The following is an 18,153-nucleotide window of genomic DNA, read 5'->3' as shown; positions in this document are numbered from 1 at the left end:
GTCAGTGCGGCTTGCGGCGGAACAACGTACGCAATCCGGCTGAAACAGGCTGTGGCGGCGCCGGACGTCCTGGACGATCACCGGGAACGACCGCTGCCGGCCCGTTCCGTCCCTTGATCCGTTTGACGATGTCCTGCTGCGCGATGGTTGATTCCAGATCGGACGCCAGCGCATCCACGGCCGCCAGCAGCCGCTGCATGTCATTGTCCGGATCGGTGTAGAACCAGTCGATGCGGAATCGCAGGGTCGATCCGAACTGCTCTCCGATGGGTGGCAATGCGAGGCTGCGCACCTGCATGGCGGCGCCCGCACGGGCCGCATCACGCACCCACCAGGATACGAATTCCAGACCGAGCAGCCCGCGTACGCCCTCCTCCAGCGCGAAGTCCATGCAGATGACCAGCTCATCCGCACGCCCGCCTGCGGTACGTTTCATCGCACCCAGTGGCAGATCCGCATAGGGCAGCAGCGAGAAGTCATCGGCGGTCAGATCGCCCACGTCCATCTTCTGCACCGACACCTCCCTGAGGCCCGGAATGCTTTCCAAGGCAGCATTGAGCCGGATGACCTGTTCCACCACGAGTGACCTTCCGTTCTTCGAAACGAGCAACCGCCAGCGTAATGGAAACGGCCTGCGTTCATCAGCCGATAGCGGTTTGACTCCCTGTTTACGCCGGATGGCGCCTGATGGGACAGTTCTTCATCCAATCGACCTGGGAGATCCACGATGCTATCGAACCGCTGGTTGTTGCTCGGCTCTTTGTTGCCGCTCACCGCATGCAGCAGTGCTGCGCCGGGCATGGATCCCCCCGCTGGCGATCCCAAGCCCCACGTCGCGGGCGGCGAGGGCCATCAGTGTCGTCCGGATACATTGGACGCGCTGGTGGGCAAGACCGCCAGCGAAGAAGTCATCGCGAAAGCCGTTCGGGACTCGGGGGCACGCAATGCCCGCGTAGTGAAGCCGGGCATGGCGGTGACGATGGATTTCCGCGAGGATCGACTGACGATCCGCGTGGATGAGGCCAACAAAATCGAGGGCGCCAGCTGCGGCTGACGTTACGTTGCAACGGTGCCAGAGTCCGGTCCCTTCCGCGCATTGCGAAGGGGACCTGCCCACCTGCGCCTCAGAGTCGCTGCGCTCGCCCGTCCTGCAGCGCCTGGGCCATTATTTTTTCGGCTTCGCGTGCCGCCCGTGCATGCGCCTGCGATTGCCGCTGACCCAGCGCAGCCTGCTCCGCGCCCAGTGAGGCTTGGCGTTGTGCCAGCGTGGCGAGTTCCGCATTCCCGCGCGCGTCTTTCGCGGCACGACTGGCCTCGAGAGAGGCACGTGCTGCTTCCGCAGCGGCATCGCGGTTGATGTCCGTGCTGTGGCGGACGGCACGCAGCGCCTCTTCCCGCGCCACCATCGCCACAGCGCGCGCCTGCTCGCCGGTGCGCCGACCCAGCTCACCCTGCTGTCGGCCAAGCTTCGCCTGCTCGGTCCCGATGCGCGCCGCATCCGCATAGGCCTCCTGCATCTGCAGCAGCAGAGTGCGGTCACGTACCACGTAGCGCTCTGTTCCCTGACGGAACCAGAACGCCTGCGAATCGGCACCCAGATCCCGGCGTGCCTGTTTCACGTCATCCATTGCACCGTGGGCGTAGCTCGCGTTGCCGTCGAGCAGCACATAGGCGCGGTCCGGGCGCTTACCCAGGTCCAGCTCGCCGTGGGTAATCATGCTGAGGCTGTCGTCATCACTACTCCGCATGATCGTGGTGGTGCTTGTCGTTTTCTCCTGCACTTTGGCAGGTGCGGCAGGTGCTGCAGGGGCCGGTGGTGCGGCAGGCAGGTCGGTTGCGGGGGGCACGGCGAGGGCTGGCGGTGCGGCCGGTGCCGACGGGGGCGCTGGTGGCACGGGCGCACGTGGTGCAGCCGGCGCAGCGGGTGGTGCGGGCGGCGGCGGCGCAGCGACCAGACGCATCGGCAGCACGCCGATGGCCAGCACCGCAACAGTGAGCGCCACCGCGACCGCCTTCGGGCAGGCGTGCCGCTGCTGCAATGACAGCAGCCGGCGTTTCAGGCTGGCCGTGCTCGGCGCGGCGCTGGCAACGCCCAGGTGCGGCCGCGGCATCACGCCCAGCTGCAGCAACAAGCGCCCGTAATCCTGGCGGCGCTCGCTGCGCCCCTCGACAACCGCCGCGTCCACTGCTTCTTCGCGGGCCTGCGCATATTCCCGCACGGCCAAACACAGCAGCGGATGGAAGAAGAACAGATGCTGCGCCACGGCGGGCAGCAGTCCCCACTGCAGGTCGTGCCGCTGCAGATGCTGCAGTTCGTGGGTCAGTGCCAGGTCCAGTGCATCACCTTGCAGCGCACGCGCGCCAGCAGGCAACAGCAGCACCGGGCGCAACGGGCCGACCACCTGCGGTGCATCGATCTGTGCGCTCATCCAGAGCCGGGGGGCACGGCGCAGGCCATGTGCTTCGGCGGCGAGGTTCAGCGCCTCCACCAGCGTCTGGTCCGCGCACGGCTGTGCGGCGGCCAGCAGGGCCCGAGTGCGCCGCCACTCGGCGGCCGTGCGCCAGGCCATGGCCAGCACACCGCTGATCCACAGCGCAGCAAGGACCAGCGCCCACCACGGCGCAGCGCCGATGGCAGCGCTGGACACCGTGTGGATAGCGCTGACCACCTGCGCTGTCGGCAGCGCCGGCGCATGGGCGTACGCGACGTCGGTACCGGCAATGAAGGTGTCGGCTGCCAGCGCAGGCGCGGGCAGCACCGCCAGCTGCAACGGCTGGGCCCAGAACAGTCCGGCCACTGCCTGCAGCGACACCAGCCACCACAGGCGGCAGCGCGTGGCCGCGCCCAGCGAAGGCACCAGCCGGCACACCGCCCACACCAGCCCAACCAGCAACGCGGTCTGCACGCTGGTCCAGGCCAGTCGCTCCACGATCGTGATCATGGTCGTATCCATGGCTCAGCCCTCCTGCCGGCGTGATTGCAGCTGTTCGACCAAGGCTTCCAGCTCGGCCAGTTCATCGTCACTTACCTGCTCGCGCTGCGACAGGTAGGCCACGAACGGCGATACCGAGCCCTGCAGGGTGCGATCGACAAACTGCGCGATGGCCCCTTGGACCACGCTGTCCTGTGCGGCAGTGGACTGGTAGCGGTACATGCCGTCAGCCTGCTGGCGACGCAGATAGTTCTTGCCACGCAGCCGCTCCATCATCGTCAGCACGGTGGAACGCGCCAGGCCGCGTGGCTCGCCGAAGCCCACGGCCACTTCACCGACGCTGGGCGTCCCGATTTCGTCGATGTACTGCAGCAGGGCCAGTTCCTGGTCCCCGATCGTCTTACGGCGCATGACACGTCCCTGGTTGACTACACGTGTCGCTACCGTGCCCGTAGCTACAACTGTAGTCAACCCCCCGAAAGTCATGGACCGACGAACGGTCCGGGGTCAGCGCCCTTCGACGAATGGGTCGTCGATGCATTCGGGCGCCTTGGGGTTGTCGCAGAGCCACACGGCTGCCGGTACTTTCTGCCTTACCTCGAATTTGTCGCCCGTCCACAGCAGAAATCCTCCGTGGACATAGTTTCCGCGTCCGAAGGTTCGCTTGTCTGTTCGGAGTCCACGATCAGGGTCAGCCTCTGCAATCCATCGCACAACAGGTACACGATCAAGCTGGCCGATCAGTGCAAACAAACCACTCGCCTCCTGGTCGACGTACTTCTTCATCGCTGCCTCATCCGGAAAGCCACCGCGGTCAAGAATCTCTGACGTGATGTCCTCCAGCGCACCATCGTCCTTTGCAATATAGGCGCGCATGCCAATCGTCCGGGCCGGGCAGCCGTTCAACTGGGCGAGGTATCCCGTTGTACCGCCGGAGCCAGTGAATGAGCGTATCCAGTAACGGTAGCCCGAGCCTCTGCGATCAGTGACCATGAAGTCCGACGCCCCGTCATTGCCAGATATCCTCGCAACCTTGGGCGTGATGGCATCCTCCACCTTGCAGTTCAACCGGGTCAGTATCTCCCTGGCGTCTGCAGGCATGGGCACGTAGGCCCCTTTACTGTCAGCACTACCAGCCGCGCTTGGCAGTGCGGGCAGACCGTTGTCGACATGCAGCGGTCTGCTCGCAACGGGGCTGCCTTTCGACAAATGCCCCTTTGACGCAGTTGCTGCGTACGCTACTTCCATCGTCTCTGCGCTGCATGCGAGCAAGAAATAGATGCTCGCCAGCATGCACGTTCGCACGTTGCCCATATCAATGCCCTCCTGGTACGACGCCATTGGGCCGCTGCGCAGGATCAGCCTGAGCAGGGATCGACACCGCTTGCTCGTTCTCGTGTTGCTGAAGCCTCTGCAGCGTCACCTCCACTGGCGTCTCGGTTACCGACGCGGCGTTGACTCCAACCCTTAGTGCAGCAGGGTCCCCCGGTCGACCCTGGACGATGAAAAGCGTTTCACCTGCTGCGCGGTCACCCACGGCATTGCTGGTTACCAACTGATCGACATGTGTGATTCCACCGACCTTTGCCTCATAGAGCAATGCGAGACTGTATTCGTCAGCACGTTCTGCGTATCGCCCTCCTAGTGTTTGGAGCTGGGAGCTGAGCTCTTGCTGCAGAGGGTGATCACGGTGACGCGGCTGGCGCGGATCACCCACGACCTCCAACTGTGTGGACGCTTCAAGTCGTTGCGACTGCACAGGTCCGGTAGAGGTGAGCACATACTGCCAACGCGTTTGTTCGGGTGAGGCGCGCACGGTCTCGACGAATGCATCGTATTCATAGCGCACGGTCTGGCAGCCAGCAGAATAGGTGTTCTCGTTACCGCCGCGGTGAATCTTGAAGGTGTCGTTTAAATCCTGCACACCGTCGATGTCGCGCGCATCGAACCAGCCATCACCATTGGTGTCGCGCTCTACACGGCTCAAACCCTCAGCAACTGCCGCCCTCGTGGGACGCAATGAGAACTCATCCGGCATTTTGAAACGGGGATGGGTGGTCTCGCGCATCTCCGTGGTGCCCTCCGCCAGTCGCCCCATGTCTCTCACACGGTCCGCATTGACATCCTCCCCCTCGGTTTTCGTCCGTGTGATTACGTGAGTAAAACCAGGGCTGACCGGCCTCGTCTTGGCGTGGCCATCGTATTGAGCGGACGGCTCGGTGGTAGTTTCGAGGAACTCCCGCACATGTCCTGTCCCTCCGCGTCGCGCCACAGCACCACGATGCGATCATCGTAGTCACCTTGACCTCTCTTTACGGTCGTGCGGGTCTCCTTCCGCAACCCGAGGATCACCCGATCCTGCGTCGCCATCGCTTCCTGCGCGGAAACGTTCCCACGTAGCGCCACCATGCTTCCATATACATCATGCTGCTGGGCTTGGCTCAACGCCGCAGTCTCAGTAGACGCCGGCATCCGCGGCGGTCGCGACGCCACTTGCAACCGCTCCAGCATCGGTACGACGGTCGCCCTGTCAGCTTCTACAATGCCTCCAGTTCGCCCCAGCACCTCAAGCTCCGGCGCCGCACGCACCGCGACATAGCGCTCCAGCGCTTCCTGCACGACGAGCGTCTGCGCCTCCCGCAGTGTCTGCAGCTGCGCGGCGGCCTCCCGTGCACGCTGCTAACGCAGAAGCGCCACTACGTCATCCGCAGCGGCACTGATGTTGATCTCGGTCATGCGTCAAACCTCCACCCCCCTGAAGCCGGAGCTTCACGCTAGCGACGCGGCGCAGGGGGTGGGGTTGACCAGGGGCACACTCTGGCGTGTTGGCGTCAGCGCCCTCTCAGCGGCGAGAGGAAGCCGACGGTGCCTGTCGCGGTCAGCCGTGCGGGCCGCCCATTACCGGCAACACCACGCCGCTGATATAGCTGGAGCAGCTGGGAGCGGCAAGGAAGACGTACGCGGGCGACAACTCTTCCGGCTGCGCGGCGCGGCCCATGTCGCTGTTCTGGCCAAACTCACCAACATCCGGCGCTTCTTTGTCGGCCGGGTTCAATGGGGTCCATACCGGACCCGGTGCAACGCAGTTGACCCGGATGCCACGTGGCAACAGCTGGCTGGCCAGCGCCTTGGTGAAGGCGTGGATCGCGCCCTTGGTCGCCGAGTAATCGATCAGCGATTTGCTGCCGAACAGGCCCGTTTCAGAGCCCGAGTTGACGATGCTCGATCCTTCACCCAGATGCGGCAGCACCGCTCGCGCCATCTGGATGTAGCCACCGATATTGGTCTGCAGCGTTTCCTGCAGGTGCGCGTCGTCCAGGTCTTCGAGGCGATGGCAATGCAGCTGGAACGCGGCGTTGTTGACCAGGATGTCGATACCACCGAACGCCTTGGCGACCTGTTTCACTGCGCGGTTGCAGAACTTCGGATCGCGCACGTCACCGGCAATGACAATGCAGCGTCCCCCTTCCTGTTCGACATGCTGACGGGTGACGTCGGCATCTTCGTGCTCATCGAGGTGCAGTACGGCGACGTCGGCCCCCTCGCGGGCATACAACACCGCCACTGCTCGGCCGATGCCGGAGTCACCGCCGGTCACGATCGCGCGCAGTCCCTTCAGCTTGCCGCTGCCGACGTAATCCGGGGCGAGGAAGCGTGGCGACAGGGAAAGCTCATGCTCGTTGCCGGGCTTGGCGATGGTCTGGGCGGGCATCTTGGTCGGCTGCTTGCGTGCACCGGCCTGAGTGACTTTCTTCTTGGCGGCCTTCTTGCTGGCGCGAACGTCTTTTGCCTTTTCCTGATCCTGCAGACGGCGCTGACGTGCAGCAACGCGGGCGCCGCGCTCGTCGGTGGCGGCTGTCTTGCGGGTGGCGGTCTTGACTACCCGCTTGCGTACGGCGGTTTCGGCAGGGGCGGCTGCGGTGGCGCGGGTGCCCTTGCGGACCTTCGGGGAGGCTTTCTTTCGGGCGGGAGCTTTCTTCGTGGTGGTGGTCTTGGCGGTTGCCATGAGATCTCCTTTCGACACGGATTTACCAGCACGTGCCGCATGAGAACCGCGGGGCATTGCGCCGCGCTACCGGTGAAGCGGCACGTCAGGAACGTGCAGCCAGTGTGGACATCCCGCCTTCCACTGCCAGTGAATGCAACGTGCCCACCGTGTGCAGGCGTTCATCCTGGCACCACGCGCGACACGGCACGCTAGGCACCTCAACGACACTGGAGCTGCACCGATGATCCGTTATCTGAGCGTGGCCGCGATGGCCGTTTCCCTGGCCGCCTGCAGCAGCACGCCACTGGCCCAGGTCCAGCCCATCGACGGCGTGATTTCCGGCCAGTGCCATCTGGACAAGGTGCAGGGCGCGGTTGGGCTGGCGGCCTCAGCGGCCACCGTAGAACGCGCCCGCGTGGACAGTGACAGCCTGCAGGTGCAGGTGCTGCGCGGCACCCTTGAGCGCAGCGGCCCGACCGCCAGTGGCAGTGCGGATCCGGCGGCCGGTGCGGCCCATCAGGGCGGCGACCGGCTGACCATCGAAACCGGCCGCACCAACAACATCACCGCTATTTACTGCGGCTGAGTTTCTTGCTGACCCGGCGTGCCCTGCGCAGGTAGCGCAGGGTCGCCTGCTCCCACTGCCGCGGCCCACGCAACCCGGCCAGCGCAGTCAGCTCACCGCGCTCCCAGCCGTCGAACACGCTGGGATCGATGTACGCCTTGCGGCACACCGCGGGCGTGTTCCCCAACAGGTCCGCTACTTTGCACACCACCTCGCGTTGGGCGGCGGCCAGCGCCGTCTTGCTGGCCGGCTCCGGCAGCTCCGTTACGGCGAACACGCGGAGGGCTTCGACGGTGCCACCCCAGGTGCGGAAATCCTTGGCGGTGAACTCTTCGCCCATCACCTCGCGCAGGTAGTCGTTCACTTCACCGGAGTCCACCGGCTGCACGGTGCCGTCGTCGTCGCGATACTGGAACAGCGCCTGGCCGGGCAGCTGCTGGATCCGCCGCACCTGTTTGGCCAGTTGTTTGTCGCCGATCTCCACCTCGTGATGCTGGCCGGATTTGCCACGGAAACGCATCTGTACCCGGCCTCCGGACACCAGCGCCAGGTGACGATTGCGCAGGGTGGTCAGGCCGAAGGATTTGTTCTCCCGCGCATAGGTTTCGTTGCCCACGCGCACCAGCGTGTCGGCCAACAGCGCCACGACAATGGCCAGCACTTTCTCCCGCGGGAAGCCGCTGCGCCGCAGATCCTGTGCCAGCCGCCGACGCAGTTTCGGCAACGCCTCACCGAAGGCGATGGTGCGATCGAACTTGCCCGCCCCGCGAACCCGCGCCCACTCGGCGTGATAGCGGTATTGCTTGCGACCCCGGGCATCGCGGCCGGTTGCCTGCAAGTGGCCGTTGGGCCAGCTGCATATCCACACATCGGTATAGGCCGGCGGCACCGCCAGCGAGCGGATGCGGGCCAAGGTCTCCGCGTCGCGCACAGCCTGGCCATCGGCATCGCGGTAGGCGAATCCCTTGCCGGCACGGCGACGCCGGAAGCCGGGCTGGCTGTCATCCACATAACGCAGGCCGGCGGCACGGGCGGCGGTTTTTTCAGGGGTTACGGGCGTCTGGCTCATGGCGGGCAGTGTGGCGGGGGCGAGTGCGAGGCCGCGTCAATAACGCAACACGAACACGTCAGCGGCCACCAGCCGGTATGCTCACGTATTCGTCACCCCGTACGCTTATGGAGTCCGCATGTCGTTCCTGCAGTTCTCTCGCCCCTTCCTGATCCTGCTCCCCGCTACGCTGTTCCTGGCCGCCTGCTCGGCGCCGCCGATGGACGAACAGGACGCCGTCACCGCCCAGGCGCAACAAGCCGCCGAAAGCGCGACCGCGCCCACCGATGAAACCGGCAAGGCGACCGAAGCGCCGCCTGTCGGCAACTGTGATGCCACCCAGGTGCAGAGCCTGGTCGGCCAGCCGTTCACCGATGAACTCGGTGGCCAGGCCCAGCAGGATGCGGCCGCGCGTGACCTCCGCGTGCTGCGTCCCGGCGACATGACCACGATGGAATTCGTGGGCGAGCGCCTGAATGTGGAAGTGGACGAAAAGAACGTTGTAACCGGCGTCCGCTGCGGTTGATTTCCTGAGCGCTGGCAAGCACTTGCCAGCGCCTTGGTTGCGCGTGCAACCGTGTGTTGCGGCATTGCACCATCTATGATCTAGTCGAAGTATCCGGTGGCCTCCTGATACACGCTCCAAGGATTGGGCGGGGGCAAGTGTCGCCGCTCACCTGACGACGAGGCAAAGATGGCCCCCCGCAACCGCCAAGGGCTTTACAACCCGCAACATGAGCGCGATGCCTGTGGTTTTGGCATGGTGGCCCAGCTTGATGACCAGCCCTCGCGGCTGCTGGTGGACACCGCGATCGCCGCGCTTTCGCGGATGACCCACCGCGGTGGCGTGGCCGCCGATGGCGTGACCGGTGATGGCTGCGGCTTGCTGCTGCGCCGGCCGCAGGCGTTCCTGAAGGCCATCGCCAGCGAGGCCGGCATCCGCGTCGGCGAGCGTTTCGCGGCCGGCGTGGTGTTCATGCCACACGACGAAGCCGCTGCTGCAGCGTGCCGCATTGCGCTGGAAGCCGAGCTGGTCAAGGCCGGCACCCAGCCGCGCGGTTGGCGCGTGGTGCCCACCGATGACAGCGTCTGCGGACAACTGGCGCGCGACACTCTGCCGCACATCGAGCAGATCTTCGTCGATGCCGGCGATGCACAGGACAACGCGGCCTTTACCTTGGCACTGTTCCTGGCCCGTCGCCGCAGCGAGCAGACGCTGCGCGAGCACGCCGATTACTACGTCACCACGCTCAGCCCGAATGCCATCAGCTACAAGGGCATGGTGCTGCCGGACAAGCTGTCGCGGTTCTTCCTGGACCTGCAGCGCAGTGACCTGGCCTCCAGCGCCATCGTGTTCCACCAGCGCTTCTCCACCAATACGCTGCCGCGCTGGCCGCTGGCGCATCCGTTCCGCATGCTTGCCCACAACGGTGAAATCAACACCATCGAAGGCAACCGGCGCTGGGCGCAGGCGCGCAGCAAGGTCTGGAAGACGCCGCGCTTCGACATCGGCGAGTTCGATCCGGTGATCTCCATGCACGGCTCGGATTCGCAGAGTTTGGACAACATGCTCGAGCTGATGGTCAGCGCGGGCATGGAGCTGATCCAGGCGCTGCGCATCCTGGTGCCGCCGGCGACCCAGTCGCTGGAGTTCAAGGATCCCGACCTGGCCGCGTTCTACGAATTCCATGGCCTCAACAGCGAACCGTGGGACGGCCCGGCCGGCATCGTGGCCTGCGATGAGCGCTATGCGGTGTGCACCCTGGACCGCAACGGCCTGCGTCCGGCGCGCTGGATGCTGACCTCCGACCGCCACTTCCTGGTGGCGTCCGAGGCGGGCGTGTGGGAAGTGCCGACCGAGCGCGCGGTGCGCAAGGGCAAGCTGGGCCCGGGCGAGATGATGGCCATCGACCTCAAGCGCGGTGACCTGTTGGATTCGGATGCGGTAGACCGCATCAACCGCGGTCGCGCACCGTACAAGCAGTGGCTGCAGCAGGGCGTGACCTATCTACAGACCGAGCTGATCGACCCTTCGTTGGTGGAGGAGCCGTTCGACGCGCGCACCCTGCGCAGTTATCACAAGCTGTACCAGCTCAGCACCGAAGAGGTGGAGCAGGTGCTGCGGCCGCTGGCCGAAACCGAACAGGAAGCCACCGGCTCGATGGGCGACGACACGCCGATGGCGGTGTTGAGCCAACGCAGCCGCCCGCTGTACGACTATTTCCGCCAGGCGTTCGCGCAGGTCACCAACCCGCCGATCGATCCGCTGCGCGAAGACTGCGCGATGTCCCTGTCCACCCAGTTGGGCAAGGAGACCAACATCTTCCATGCGGGCGCGGAGACCGTTAACCACGTCATCCTCAATTCGCCGGTGCTCAGCCAGCGCAAGCTGCGCCAGCTGCTGAAGATGGAGCAGTACGTCGATGCCAACCGACTGATCGATCTGTCCTACAGCGAGGAAGAAGGCCTGCGGGCTGGCATCGAGCGCATCTGCGCCGAAGCCGAGCAGGCCGCGCGCGAGGGCATCGTCATGCTGCTGCTGTCCGACCGCTACCCGGTCACGGACCGGCCGATGGTGCATGCCCTGCTCGCTACGAGCGCGGTTCACCACCACCTGTGCAACACCGGGCTGCGCTGCGACGTCAACCTGATCCTGGAAACCGGCACCGCGCGCGACCCGCACCACATGGCCTGCCTGTTGGGCTTCGGTGCCACTGCGGTATACCCGTACCTGGCGTACCAGACGTTGTTCGACCTCGGCCGTCGCGGCATCCTGAAGCTGAGCAAGGGCGGCGAGCAGTCGCAGATTGGTCGGCGTTACCGCAAGGGCGTGTACAAGGGCCTGTCAAAGATCATTTCCAAGATGGGCATCTGCACGGTGGCCAGTTACCGGGGCGCGCAGTTGTTCGAGATCGTCGGGCTGGAGCCGGACGTGGTGGACCTGTGCTTCCCGGAAACGCCGTCGCGCGTGGGCGGTGTCAGCTTCGCGCGGCTGGATGCAGAAGCCCGCGAGCTGACCGTGCAGGCATGGGATGACCAGGTGCAGCCGGACGTCGGCGGCCTGCTGAAATACGTGCACGGCGGCGAGTACCACATGTACAACCCGGACGTGGTCATGAGCCTGCAGCGCGCGTCGCGCTCGGGCGATCCGGCGCACTGGCAGGCGTACTGCGATGCGGTGCACGCCCGTCCGCCATCGGCACTGCGCGATCTGCTGCAACTGGTACCTGCCACGACACCGACGCCGCTGGACGAGGTGGCGCCGGCCAGCGAGCTGTTCCCGCGCTTCGATACGGCCGCGATCAGCCTGGGCGCGTTGTCGCCGGAAGCGCACGAAGCGCTGGCGATCGCGATGAACCGTCTGGGTGGACGCAGCAACTCCGGCGAAGGCGGCGAAGATCCGGCCCGCTACGGCACGGAGAAGCGCTCCAAGATCAAGCAGGTTGCGTCCGGACGCTTCGGCGTCACCGCCGAGTACCTGGTCAACGCCGAAGTGCTGCAGATCAAGGTGGCCCAAGGGGCAAAGCCGGGCGAAGGCGGACAGCTGCCCGGCCACAAGGTCAACGAACTGATCGCACGGCTGCGCTATGCCAAGCCGGGCATCGGCCTGATCTCACCGCCGCCCCACCACGACATCTATTCCATCGAAGACCTGGCCCAGCTGATCTACGACCTCAAGCAGGTCAATCCGACCGCATTGGTGTCGGTGAAGCTGGTCAGCCACGCTGGCGTCGGCACGATTGCCGCCGGTGTGGTCAAGGCGGGCGCGGACCTGATCACCATTTCCGGCCACGACGGCGGCACCGGTGCATCGCCGGTCAGCTCCATCCGGTATGCCGGCGTGCCGTGGGAACTGGGCGTCGCCGAAGCGCACCAGGCGCTGGTCGGCAACGATCTGCGTGCCCGCACCATCCTGCAGACCGATGGCGGACTGAAGACCGGACTGGACGTGGTCAAGGCCGCGATCCTCGGCGCGGACAGCTTCGGCTTCGGCACCGGCCCGATGATCGTGCTGGGCTGCAAGTACCTGCGCATCTGCCATCTGAACAACTGCGCCACCGGCGTGGCCACGCAGGACGAACGCCTGCGCGAGCAGTATTTCACCGGGCAGCCCGAACGCGTGGAGAACTTCTTCAAGCTGCTGGCGGAGGAAGTGCGCGGCTGGCTGTCCTATTTGGGCGTGCGTTCGCTGCAGGAGATCGTCGGCCGTACCGAACTGCTGCGCCAGATCGATACCGCACCGCGCGAAGGCGTGCGCGTGGATCTGTCGCGCCTGCTGGTGGATGCCAGTTACGAGGGCAGCCACTGCGCGGCGCAGCGCCTGTACGAATCGCCGGACAGCCTGGCCACGCAGATGGATGGCCTGTTGGCCGATGCCATCGCCCACAAGCGCGGCGGCGACCACCGCTTCCTGATCCACAATACCGATCGCAGCATCGGCACCCGCCTGTCGGGCACCATTGCCCGCGCGCATGGCAACCAGGGCATGGCCGACGCCCCGCTGGAGCTGCGCTTCCGCGGCACCGCCGGGCAGAGCTTCGGTGCATTCAATGTGGGTGGCCTGCACCTTGAAGTGGAAGGCGAAGCCAACGATTACGTCGGCAAGGGCATGGCCGGCGGCCGGCTGGTGGTGCGTCCGCCGCGTGGCGCGCGCTTCGAAGCACGCAGCACGGCGATCATCGGCAACACCTGCCTGTACGGCGCGACCGGCGGCGAACTGTTCGCCGCAGGGCGTGCAGGGGAACGGTTCGCGGTTCGTAATTCGGGTGCACTGGCGGTGATCGAAGGCGCCGGTGACCACTGCTGCGAATACATGACCGACGGCGTGGTGCTGGTACTGGGCAAGGTGGGCCTGAACTTCGGCGCCGGCTTTACCGGTGGCCTGGCCTACGTGCTCGACGTGGACCGTGATTTCGTCGACCGCTACAACCACGAGCTGATCGACATCCACCGCGTGTCGGCGGAGGGCTTCGAGAACTATCGTCAGCACCTGCATCGCCTGATCAGCCGTCATCGCGAGCTGACCGGCAGCATCTGGGCGCAGCAGATCATGGACGAGTTCCGCGATTACATCGGCAAGTTCTGGCTGGTGAAGCCCAAGGCCGCGAGTATTGAATCGCTGACCGAAACCCTGCGTCGCGCCGCATGACCGCGCCCTTTCCACTGGTGCTGCCGGTCACCGACCCGCCGCACCTCCACGCCGACAGGCAGAGCACGCCATGAGCCGCAAGCACGCATTCCAGTTCCTCGACCTGCCCCGGACGATGCCGCAGCGCATCCCGGTCGAACTGCGCACCTCCGGCGACTGGGGTGAGTTGTACGGCAAGTTCGGCAAGGAAGAAGCCCAGTTCCAGGCCGGCCGCTGCCTGGACTGCGGCAATCCGTACTGCAGCTGGAAGTGCCCGGTACACAACGCCATTCCGCAGTGGCTGCAGCTGGTGCAGGAGAACCGCATCGAAGAAGCCGCGAAGTTGTGCCACAGCACCAATCCCTTGCCGGAAGTGTGTGGCCGCGTATGCCCGCAGGACCGGTTGTGCGAGGGCAGCTGCACGCTGGAAGAATTCGGTGCGGTGACCATCGGCGCGGTCGAAAAATACATTGTCGATACCGCGCTGGCCCGCGGCTGGCGCCCTGACCTGAGCGCAGTGGAGCCGACCGGCCGCACGGTGGCGGTGATCGGTGCCGGCCCGGCCGGGCTGGCCTGCGCGGATCGGCTGGCGCGCGCCGGCATCACGGCCGTGGTGTACGACCGCTACGAACAGATCGGTGGCCTGCTGCAGTTCGGCATCCCCAGTTTCAAGCTGGACAAGGACGTGATCCGCAAGCGCCGCGAGGTGCTGGAAGGCATGGGCGTGCAGTTCCGCCTGGGCGTGGAGATCGGCCGCGACGTCAGCGTGGACGACCTGCTGCAGCGGCACGACGCAGTGTTCCTGGGCACCGGCGCGTACCGGTATACCGATGGCGGGCTGGATGGGCAGGACCTGAAGGGCGTGCTGCCGGCCCTGCCGTTCCTGGTGCAGAACGCCCGCATCGTCAGCGGTGACAATCCCCAAGGGCGGCCGATCGCCGGCTGGGAAGACCAGATCGCGGTACCGGATCTCAACGGAAAGCGCGTCGTGGTACTGGGTGGCGGCGATACCGGAATGGACTGCGTGCGCAGTGCGATCCGGCTGGGCGCAGCGAAGGTGACCTGTGCCTACCGCCGCGATGAAGCCAATATGCCCGGCTCGGCGCGCGAGGTCGCCAATGCCCGCGAAGAGGGGGTGCGCTTCCTGTTCAACCGCCAGCCGCTGTCCATTGAAGCCGGCGCGGACGATGAGGCCATCGGCGTGACCGTGGTGGAAACCCGGCTGGCCGAGCCGGATGCCAACGGCCGCCAGGCGGCGGTCGCGATCGAGGGCAGCGAATCGCTGCTGGAAGCGGACATCGTGATCATCGCGTTCGGCTTCTCGCCCAGTGCACCGGACTGGTTGTCCGCGCAGGGCGTGGAAGCGGCCAGCAATGGCCGGCTGCAGGTCGGCGGCAAAGACCGCCTGCCCTTCCAGACCGCCCATCCGCGACTGTTCGCCGGCGGGGACGCCGTGCGCGGCGCCGACCTGGTAGTGACCGCTGTCGCCGAGGGACGCGACGCCGCCGCCAGCATCGTGCGCTTGCTGGCCAGCTGAGCGCTGGCCAGCGCTAGGGTGTGAGGCGTTGCAGCTGCGCGATGCACGCGCGCAGGTGGATCGCCACCGCCATGCGTTGGGCCTCCTCTATGGGCGCGTCGCGTTCGCTGAGCTCGCGCAGTTCGGCGGACAACATCGTCATGCCGACGCTGCCCACGCCGCCCGACATGCGGTGCAATCGTTGCGCGGCGGCCTGCATCGATTCCTGCTGCCATTCGCGCTGCAGCGCCAACAGGTCGTCTTCCAGGCTGCTCCGCAGCGTCTGCGCCAGCGCGCGGGCGACCTCCTCGCTGCCAAAGCGGCCCGCCAGGACCGAAAGCGTCGGCACGTCGGCGCGGGCGCGTGCCGCCGCGGCATCCACCACCCCGGGCGCTACCAGCAGCGCGGGTGCGACCATCACGATCGCTGCCTGCAGTGTTGCCCTGCTTATCGGCTTGGCCAGCAGGTAGTCCACAGGCAGGTCGCGCAGGCCATCGGTATCGGCGCTCATGCCGATGATCGGGGTGCGTGGCAGCCCCAGCTGCGCTTCCCGCAGGCGAACCTGCCGCACCAGGCCTTGGCCATCCAGGCCGGGCATGCGCTCATCGGTGAACAGCAGCGCTGGCCGCGTGAGCTGCCAGCGCTCAAGCGCAGCGATGCCATCGGCGACCACCTCCACGTCCAGCTCCATGCCACGCAGCCACCACTGCATCAATACCTGTTGAGTGGGATCGTCTTCGGCGACCAGCACACAGTGTGGTGCCGCCGGTTGGACAACGGCGCCTGTCGGTCCCGTGCGCAGCGCGGGTGCGTCGGAACGCACGGGGCTACTGCGCGGAAGCTCCAGTTCGACCGCCACCACGGTGCCTCTCCCAGGCACGCTGTGCAGGCGCAGGCTGCCCCCCATCCGCTGCGCGAGTTGCCTGCAGATGCCCAGGCCGAGTCCGGTGCCGCCGTACAGCCGCGTAGTGGACAAGGTCGCCTGTGCGAAGGGCTCGAACACGGAGTCCTGACGCTCGGGTGCGATCCCCACGCCGCTGTCAGCGACCTCGACGCGCACGCGTTGTGACGCGCCGACGTCGCCCACCCACTGCACGCGGAGCGTTACCTCGCCCTGCGCAGTGAACTTGATGGCATTGCCGACCAGGTTGAACAGGATCTGCCGCAGCCGCGTGCCGTCCACCTCCAGCCAGTCGGCTACCTCGCTGTCCACCCGCTGCTGGAACACCAGGCCCTTGGACAGCGCCACAGGGCGCAACAGCGTCTCCACGCCGATCAGCAATTGCCTGAGGTCCACCGGCGCTGCGTGCAGCATCATCTCCGCCGCGTCGCCCGCAGACAGCGAGCGCACGTCGTCGAGTATCCGCGACAGCATCGTCGAGGCATCCTGCAGCGAGGCGAGTGCGGCACGCTGCTGTCCATCGAGAGGCCCATCATCCAGCACCGCCAATCGCTGCTGCAGGGCATGGGTCGGCTCGTCCATCCCGCTGCCCAGCGCAGCAGCAAGGCGGGTGCGATCGTCCGCATCGGCGGCGGCGTGCGCCTGCGCGCGTTCAATGGCGCGTTCGCGCATCTGCTCGTCGGAGACGTCCAGCCAATAGCCGGCCCAATGCTGCTCGCCGTTCTGCTGCAGGGTCGGCCATGCGTGCATGGCAATGCAGCGCATGCCCCGCACACCGTGGGCGCTGAAGCGGAACGACACGGGTTGGATGCGCCGTGCGCCGCGTTCCAGGGTCGCCAGCACACGACGACGGTCTCGACCGCGCAACGCAGCGAGCGCCCGCGAAGGATCCGCCTGCAGTTCGCCCGTCGATGCACTGAACAGCTGCGGTACGTCGCCCACCACCAGATCCATGCAGATCCGCCCATCACGCTGCCGTCGTGCGTGGAACACCACGACCGGCAGGTTGTCCGATATCTCATCGATACGTCGTCGAAGCCGACTGCGCCGCCGACTCTCGCGCCTGAGTTTCCAGTAGCCGTTGGCGTGCACCAGGCCGATCGCCAGTACCGCCAGCGCCAGTCCGAGCAGCGCAAGCGGCCGCTTCATCCCATCGGCATCCATCCGCAGCGCGGTCGCTGGCGTCCCTGCGGCGCGACCGATGACCGGCGCCAAGGCAGGCCACTGTTGATCAAAGGCCATCAACCATCGCGCGCAGCGGGGTTGCGCGGCGAGCACCAGGATGTCATCGAAGCCGGCGGGGGCGCCCACCACCAGCCCGACCGCCCGCGTGGCCCTGCGCGCGTGTTCGATGACAAGGGCGTTGCCCACGGCTGCATCCACCTGGCCTGACAGGAGCAGCGCGAGCGCCTGCCGTGCATCGGTACTGCGCTGTACGTGCGCATCAGGGGGGCGCCATCCGTGCGGCAGATCATCGATGACGGCGATGCGCCGCCCCTGCAGGTCATTGGCCTCCAGCGCACTGATGCCCTGTCGGCGCGTGACAATGACATTGGGAACACGCAGATAGCCGCCGGAGTGCAGCCAGTGCGCAGGAAGGTCACGGACGGGCAGGCCGATGGCGGCGTCCAGTTCGTCCTGCGCGATACGGCGACGCAGTTCATCGGTGGGCAGCGCCTGCACCTTGAACGAGGCCTGGGGCAGCAACGCCAGCAGCAGCGGCAGCACACCACCGGGGTTACGCGCCGAGCCTGATGACAGCGGTGCGCGGTCGTTGGGAAAGCCGAGGCGGATGACAGGCCGTTCGTCGTCGGCGCCCAGGCTCATGCCACACCCGGCGCTGGCGGCCGCATCGGTCTCCGGCGTGGCCGCGCGCGCCGGTACGGCCGCGAGCGATACGGCCAGCAGCATGGCCAGTCCAGACACGTACCCGGTGATGCCCCTGCTCCCCACCCCGATGTTCTCCCTGTCCGCGATCCATGACCTGCCGACGCTAGCAGCCTGCGCGTAGCGGGCCATCAGGATTGCTGCATAAGCGGCTCGGCGCGACGCCATCAACGGCATACACTTCGCC

14 protein-coding genes are annotated in these 18,153 nt (G+C 66.3%); 5 read left to right on the top strand and 9 right to left on the bottom strand.

What is annotated here, in order from left to right:
* Position 1: 1 nt before the first annotated feature.
* Positions 2-577 carry a hypothetical protein gene (locus ICJ04_RS00450; protein WP_188325623.1) on the bottom strand — a complete coding sequence of 192 codons (576 nt, stop codon included), beginning with the start codon at positions 575-577 and terminating at the stop codon, positions 2-4.
* A 222-nt stretch (positions 578-799) separates the two neighbouring features.
* Between ICJ04_RS00450 and ICJ04_RS00445 the strand changes: the two genes are divergently transcribed.
* Positions 800-1,054, top strand: coding sequence for an I78 family peptidase inhibitor (locus ICJ04_RS00445; RefSeq protein WP_223202946.1), 255 nt, complete (start codon positions 800-802; stop codon positions 1,052-1,054).
* 70 nt (positions 1,055-1,124) lie between these two features.
* Here the strand turns inward: ICJ04_RS00445 and ICJ04_RS00440 are convergent, their stop codons facing one another.
* The 6 genes from ICJ04_RS00440 to ICJ04_RS00420 all read right to left on the bottom strand — a co-directional run bounded on the left by ICJ04_RS00440 (position 1,125) and on the right by ICJ04_RS00420 (position 6,939).
* Positions 1,125-2,954 carry a M56 family metallopeptidase gene (locus ICJ04_RS00440; RefSeq protein ID WP_188325621.1) on the bottom strand — a complete coding sequence of 610 codons (1,830 nt, stop codon included), beginning with the start codon at positions 2,952-2,954 and terminating at the stop codon, positions 1,125-1,127.
* 3 nt (positions 2,955-2,957) lie between these two features.
* A complete protein-coding gene (locus ICJ04_RS00435; RefSeq protein WP_188325620.1) occupies positions 2,958-3,344 on the bottom strand; it encodes a BlaI/MecI/CopY family transcriptional regulator in 387 nt (128 codons plus the stop codon).
* A 96-nt stretch (positions 3,345-3,440) separates the two neighbouring features.
* On the bottom strand, positions 3,441-4,226 hold the full coding sequence (locus ICJ04_RS00430) for a hypothetical protein (protein ID WP_223202945.1): 786 nt from the start codon (positions 4,224-4,226) through the stop codon (positions 3,441-3,443).
* A 22-nt stretch (positions 4,227-4,248) separates the two neighbouring features.
* Positions 4,249-5,001, bottom strand: a complete 753-nt coding sequence (locus ICJ04_RS18200; RefSeq protein WP_223202944.1) for an XVIPCD domain-containing protein — start codon at positions 4,999-5,001, stop codon at positions 4,249-4,251.
* Positions 5,002-5,084: 83 nt separating this feature from the next.
* Complete coding sequence (locus ICJ04_RS18195; RefSeq protein WP_223202943.1) at positions 5,085-5,552, bottom strand: hypothetical protein; 468 nt, start codon at positions 5,550-5,552, stop codon at positions 5,085-5,087.
* A gap of 259 nt (positions 5,553-5,811) precedes the next feature.
* Positions 5,812-6,939 (bottom strand): SDR family oxidoreductase, encoded by a 1,128-nt coding sequence (locus tag ICJ04_RS00420; protein WP_188325619.1) that lies wholly within the window; start codon positions 6,937-6,939, stop codon positions 5,812-5,814.
* A 223-nt stretch (positions 6,940-7,162) separates the two neighbouring features.
* On the opposite strand from ICJ04_RS00420, the gene ICJ04_RS00415 reads away from it, so the two are divergent.
* Positions 7,163-7,507: a hypothetical protein gene (locus ICJ04_RS00415; RefSeq protein ID WP_188325618.1), complete on the top strand. Its 345-nt coding sequence runs from the start codon at positions 7,163-7,165 to the stop codon at positions 7,505-7,507.
* Here ICJ04_RS00415 and ICJ04_RS00410 read toward each other — a convergent pair.
* On the bottom strand, positions 7,491-8,555 hold the full coding sequence (locus tag ICJ04_RS00410; protein ID WP_188325617.1) for a DNA topoisomerase IB: 1,065 nt from the start codon (positions 8,553-8,555) through the stop codon (positions 7,491-7,493). The two genes, ICJ04_RS00415 and ICJ04_RS00410, sit on opposite strands and share 17 nt — an antisense overlap.
* A 118-nt stretch (positions 8,556-8,673) precedes the next feature.
* Here ICJ04_RS00410 and ICJ04_RS00405 point away from each other — a divergent pair, with 118 nt between their 5' ends.
* The 3 genes from ICJ04_RS00405 to ICJ04_RS00395 all read left to right on the top strand — a co-directional run bounded on the left by ICJ04_RS00405 (position 8,674) and on the right by ICJ04_RS00395 (position 15,199).
* Complete coding sequence (locus ICJ04_RS00405) at positions 8,674-9,060, top strand: I78 family peptidase inhibitor (RefSeq protein WP_188325616.1); 387 nt, start codon at positions 8,674-8,676, stop codon at positions 9,058-9,060.
* Positions 9,061-9,228: 168 nt separating this feature from the next.
* Positions 9,229-13,683, top strand: a complete 4,455-nt coding sequence (gltB, locus tag ICJ04_RS00400) for a glutamate synthase large subunit (RefSeq protein ID WP_188325615.1) — start codon at positions 9,229-9,231, stop codon at positions 13,681-13,683.
* Positions 13,684-13,753: 70 nt separating this feature from the next.
* Positions 13,754-15,199: an FAD-dependent oxidoreductase gene (locus ICJ04_RS00395; RefSeq protein WP_188325614.1), complete on the top strand. Its 1,446-nt coding sequence runs from the start codon at positions 13,754-13,756 to the stop codon at positions 15,197-15,199.
* Between the two features lie 13 nt (positions 15,200-15,212).
* Here the strand turns inward: ICJ04_RS00395 and ICJ04_RS00390 are convergent, their stop codons facing one another.
* Positions 15,213-17,990 carry an ATP-binding protein gene (locus tag ICJ04_RS00390; protein ID WP_188325613.1) on the bottom strand — a complete coding sequence of 926 codons (2,778 nt, stop codon included), beginning with the start codon at positions 17,988-17,990 and terminating at the stop codon, positions 15,213-15,215.
* Positions 17,991-18,153: the final 163 nt, after the last annotated feature.

Source organism: Stenotrophomonas sp. 169, assembly GCF_014621775.1.
In the GTDB taxonomy this organism is placed as follows: Bacteria; Pseudomonadota; Gammaproteobacteria; order Xanthomonadales; family Xanthomonadaceae; genus Stenotrophomonas.
Note: the sequence above shows the minus strand (reverse complement) of the source record. Positions and strands in the feature narration are given on the sequence as shown.

Bases quoted from the DNA above. Each gene is read 5' to 3' on its own strand.
- ICJ04_RS00445 (WP_223202946.1), top strand. From the start codon at position 800: ATGGATCCCCCCGCTGGCGATCCCAAGCCCCACGTCGCGGGCGGCGAG.
- ICJ04_RS00440 (WP_188325621.1), bottom strand. From the start codon at position 2,954: ATGGATACGACCATGATCACGATCGTGGAGCGACTGGCCTGGACCAGC.
- ICJ04_RS00435 (WP_188325620.1), bottom strand. From the start codon at position 3,344: ATGCGCCGTAAGACGATCGGGGACCAGGAACTGGCCCTGCTGCAGTAC.
- ICJ04_RS00430 (WP_223202945.1), bottom strand. From the start codon at position 4,226: ATGCTGGCGAGCATCTATTTCTTGCTCGCATGCAGCGCAGAGACGATG.
- ICJ04_RS18200 (WP_223202944.1), bottom strand. From the start codon at position 5,001: ATGCGCGAGACCACCCATCCCCGTTTCAAAATGCCGGATGAGTTCTCA.
- ICJ04_RS00420 (WP_188325619.1), bottom strand. From the start codon at position 6,939: ATGGCAACCGCCAAGACCACCACCACGAAGAAAGCTCCCGCCCGAAAG.
- ICJ04_RS00415 (WP_188325618.1), top strand. From the start codon at position 7,163: ATGATCCGTTATCTGAGCGTGGCCGCGATGGCCGTTTCCCTGGCCGCC.
- ICJ04_RS00410 (WP_188325617.1), bottom strand. From the start codon at position 8,555: ATGAGCCAGACGCCCGTAACCCCTGAAAAAACCGCCGCCCGTGCCGCC.
- ICJ04_RS00405 (WP_188325616.1), top strand. From the start codon at position 8,674: ATGTCGTTCCTGCAGTTCTCTCGCCCCTTCCTGATCCTGCTCCCCGCT.
- gltB (WP_188325615.1), top strand. From the start codon at position 9,229: ATGGCCCCCCGCAACCGCCAAGGGCTTTACAACCCGCAACATGAGCGC.
- ICJ04_RS00395 (WP_188325614.1), top strand. From the start codon at position 13,754: ATGAGCCGCAAGCACGCATTCCAGTTCCTCGACCTGCCCCGGACGATG.
- ICJ04_RS00390 (WP_188325613.1), bottom strand. From the start codon at position 17,990: ATGCTGCTGGCCGTATCGCTCGCGGCCGTACCGGCGCGCGCGGCCACG.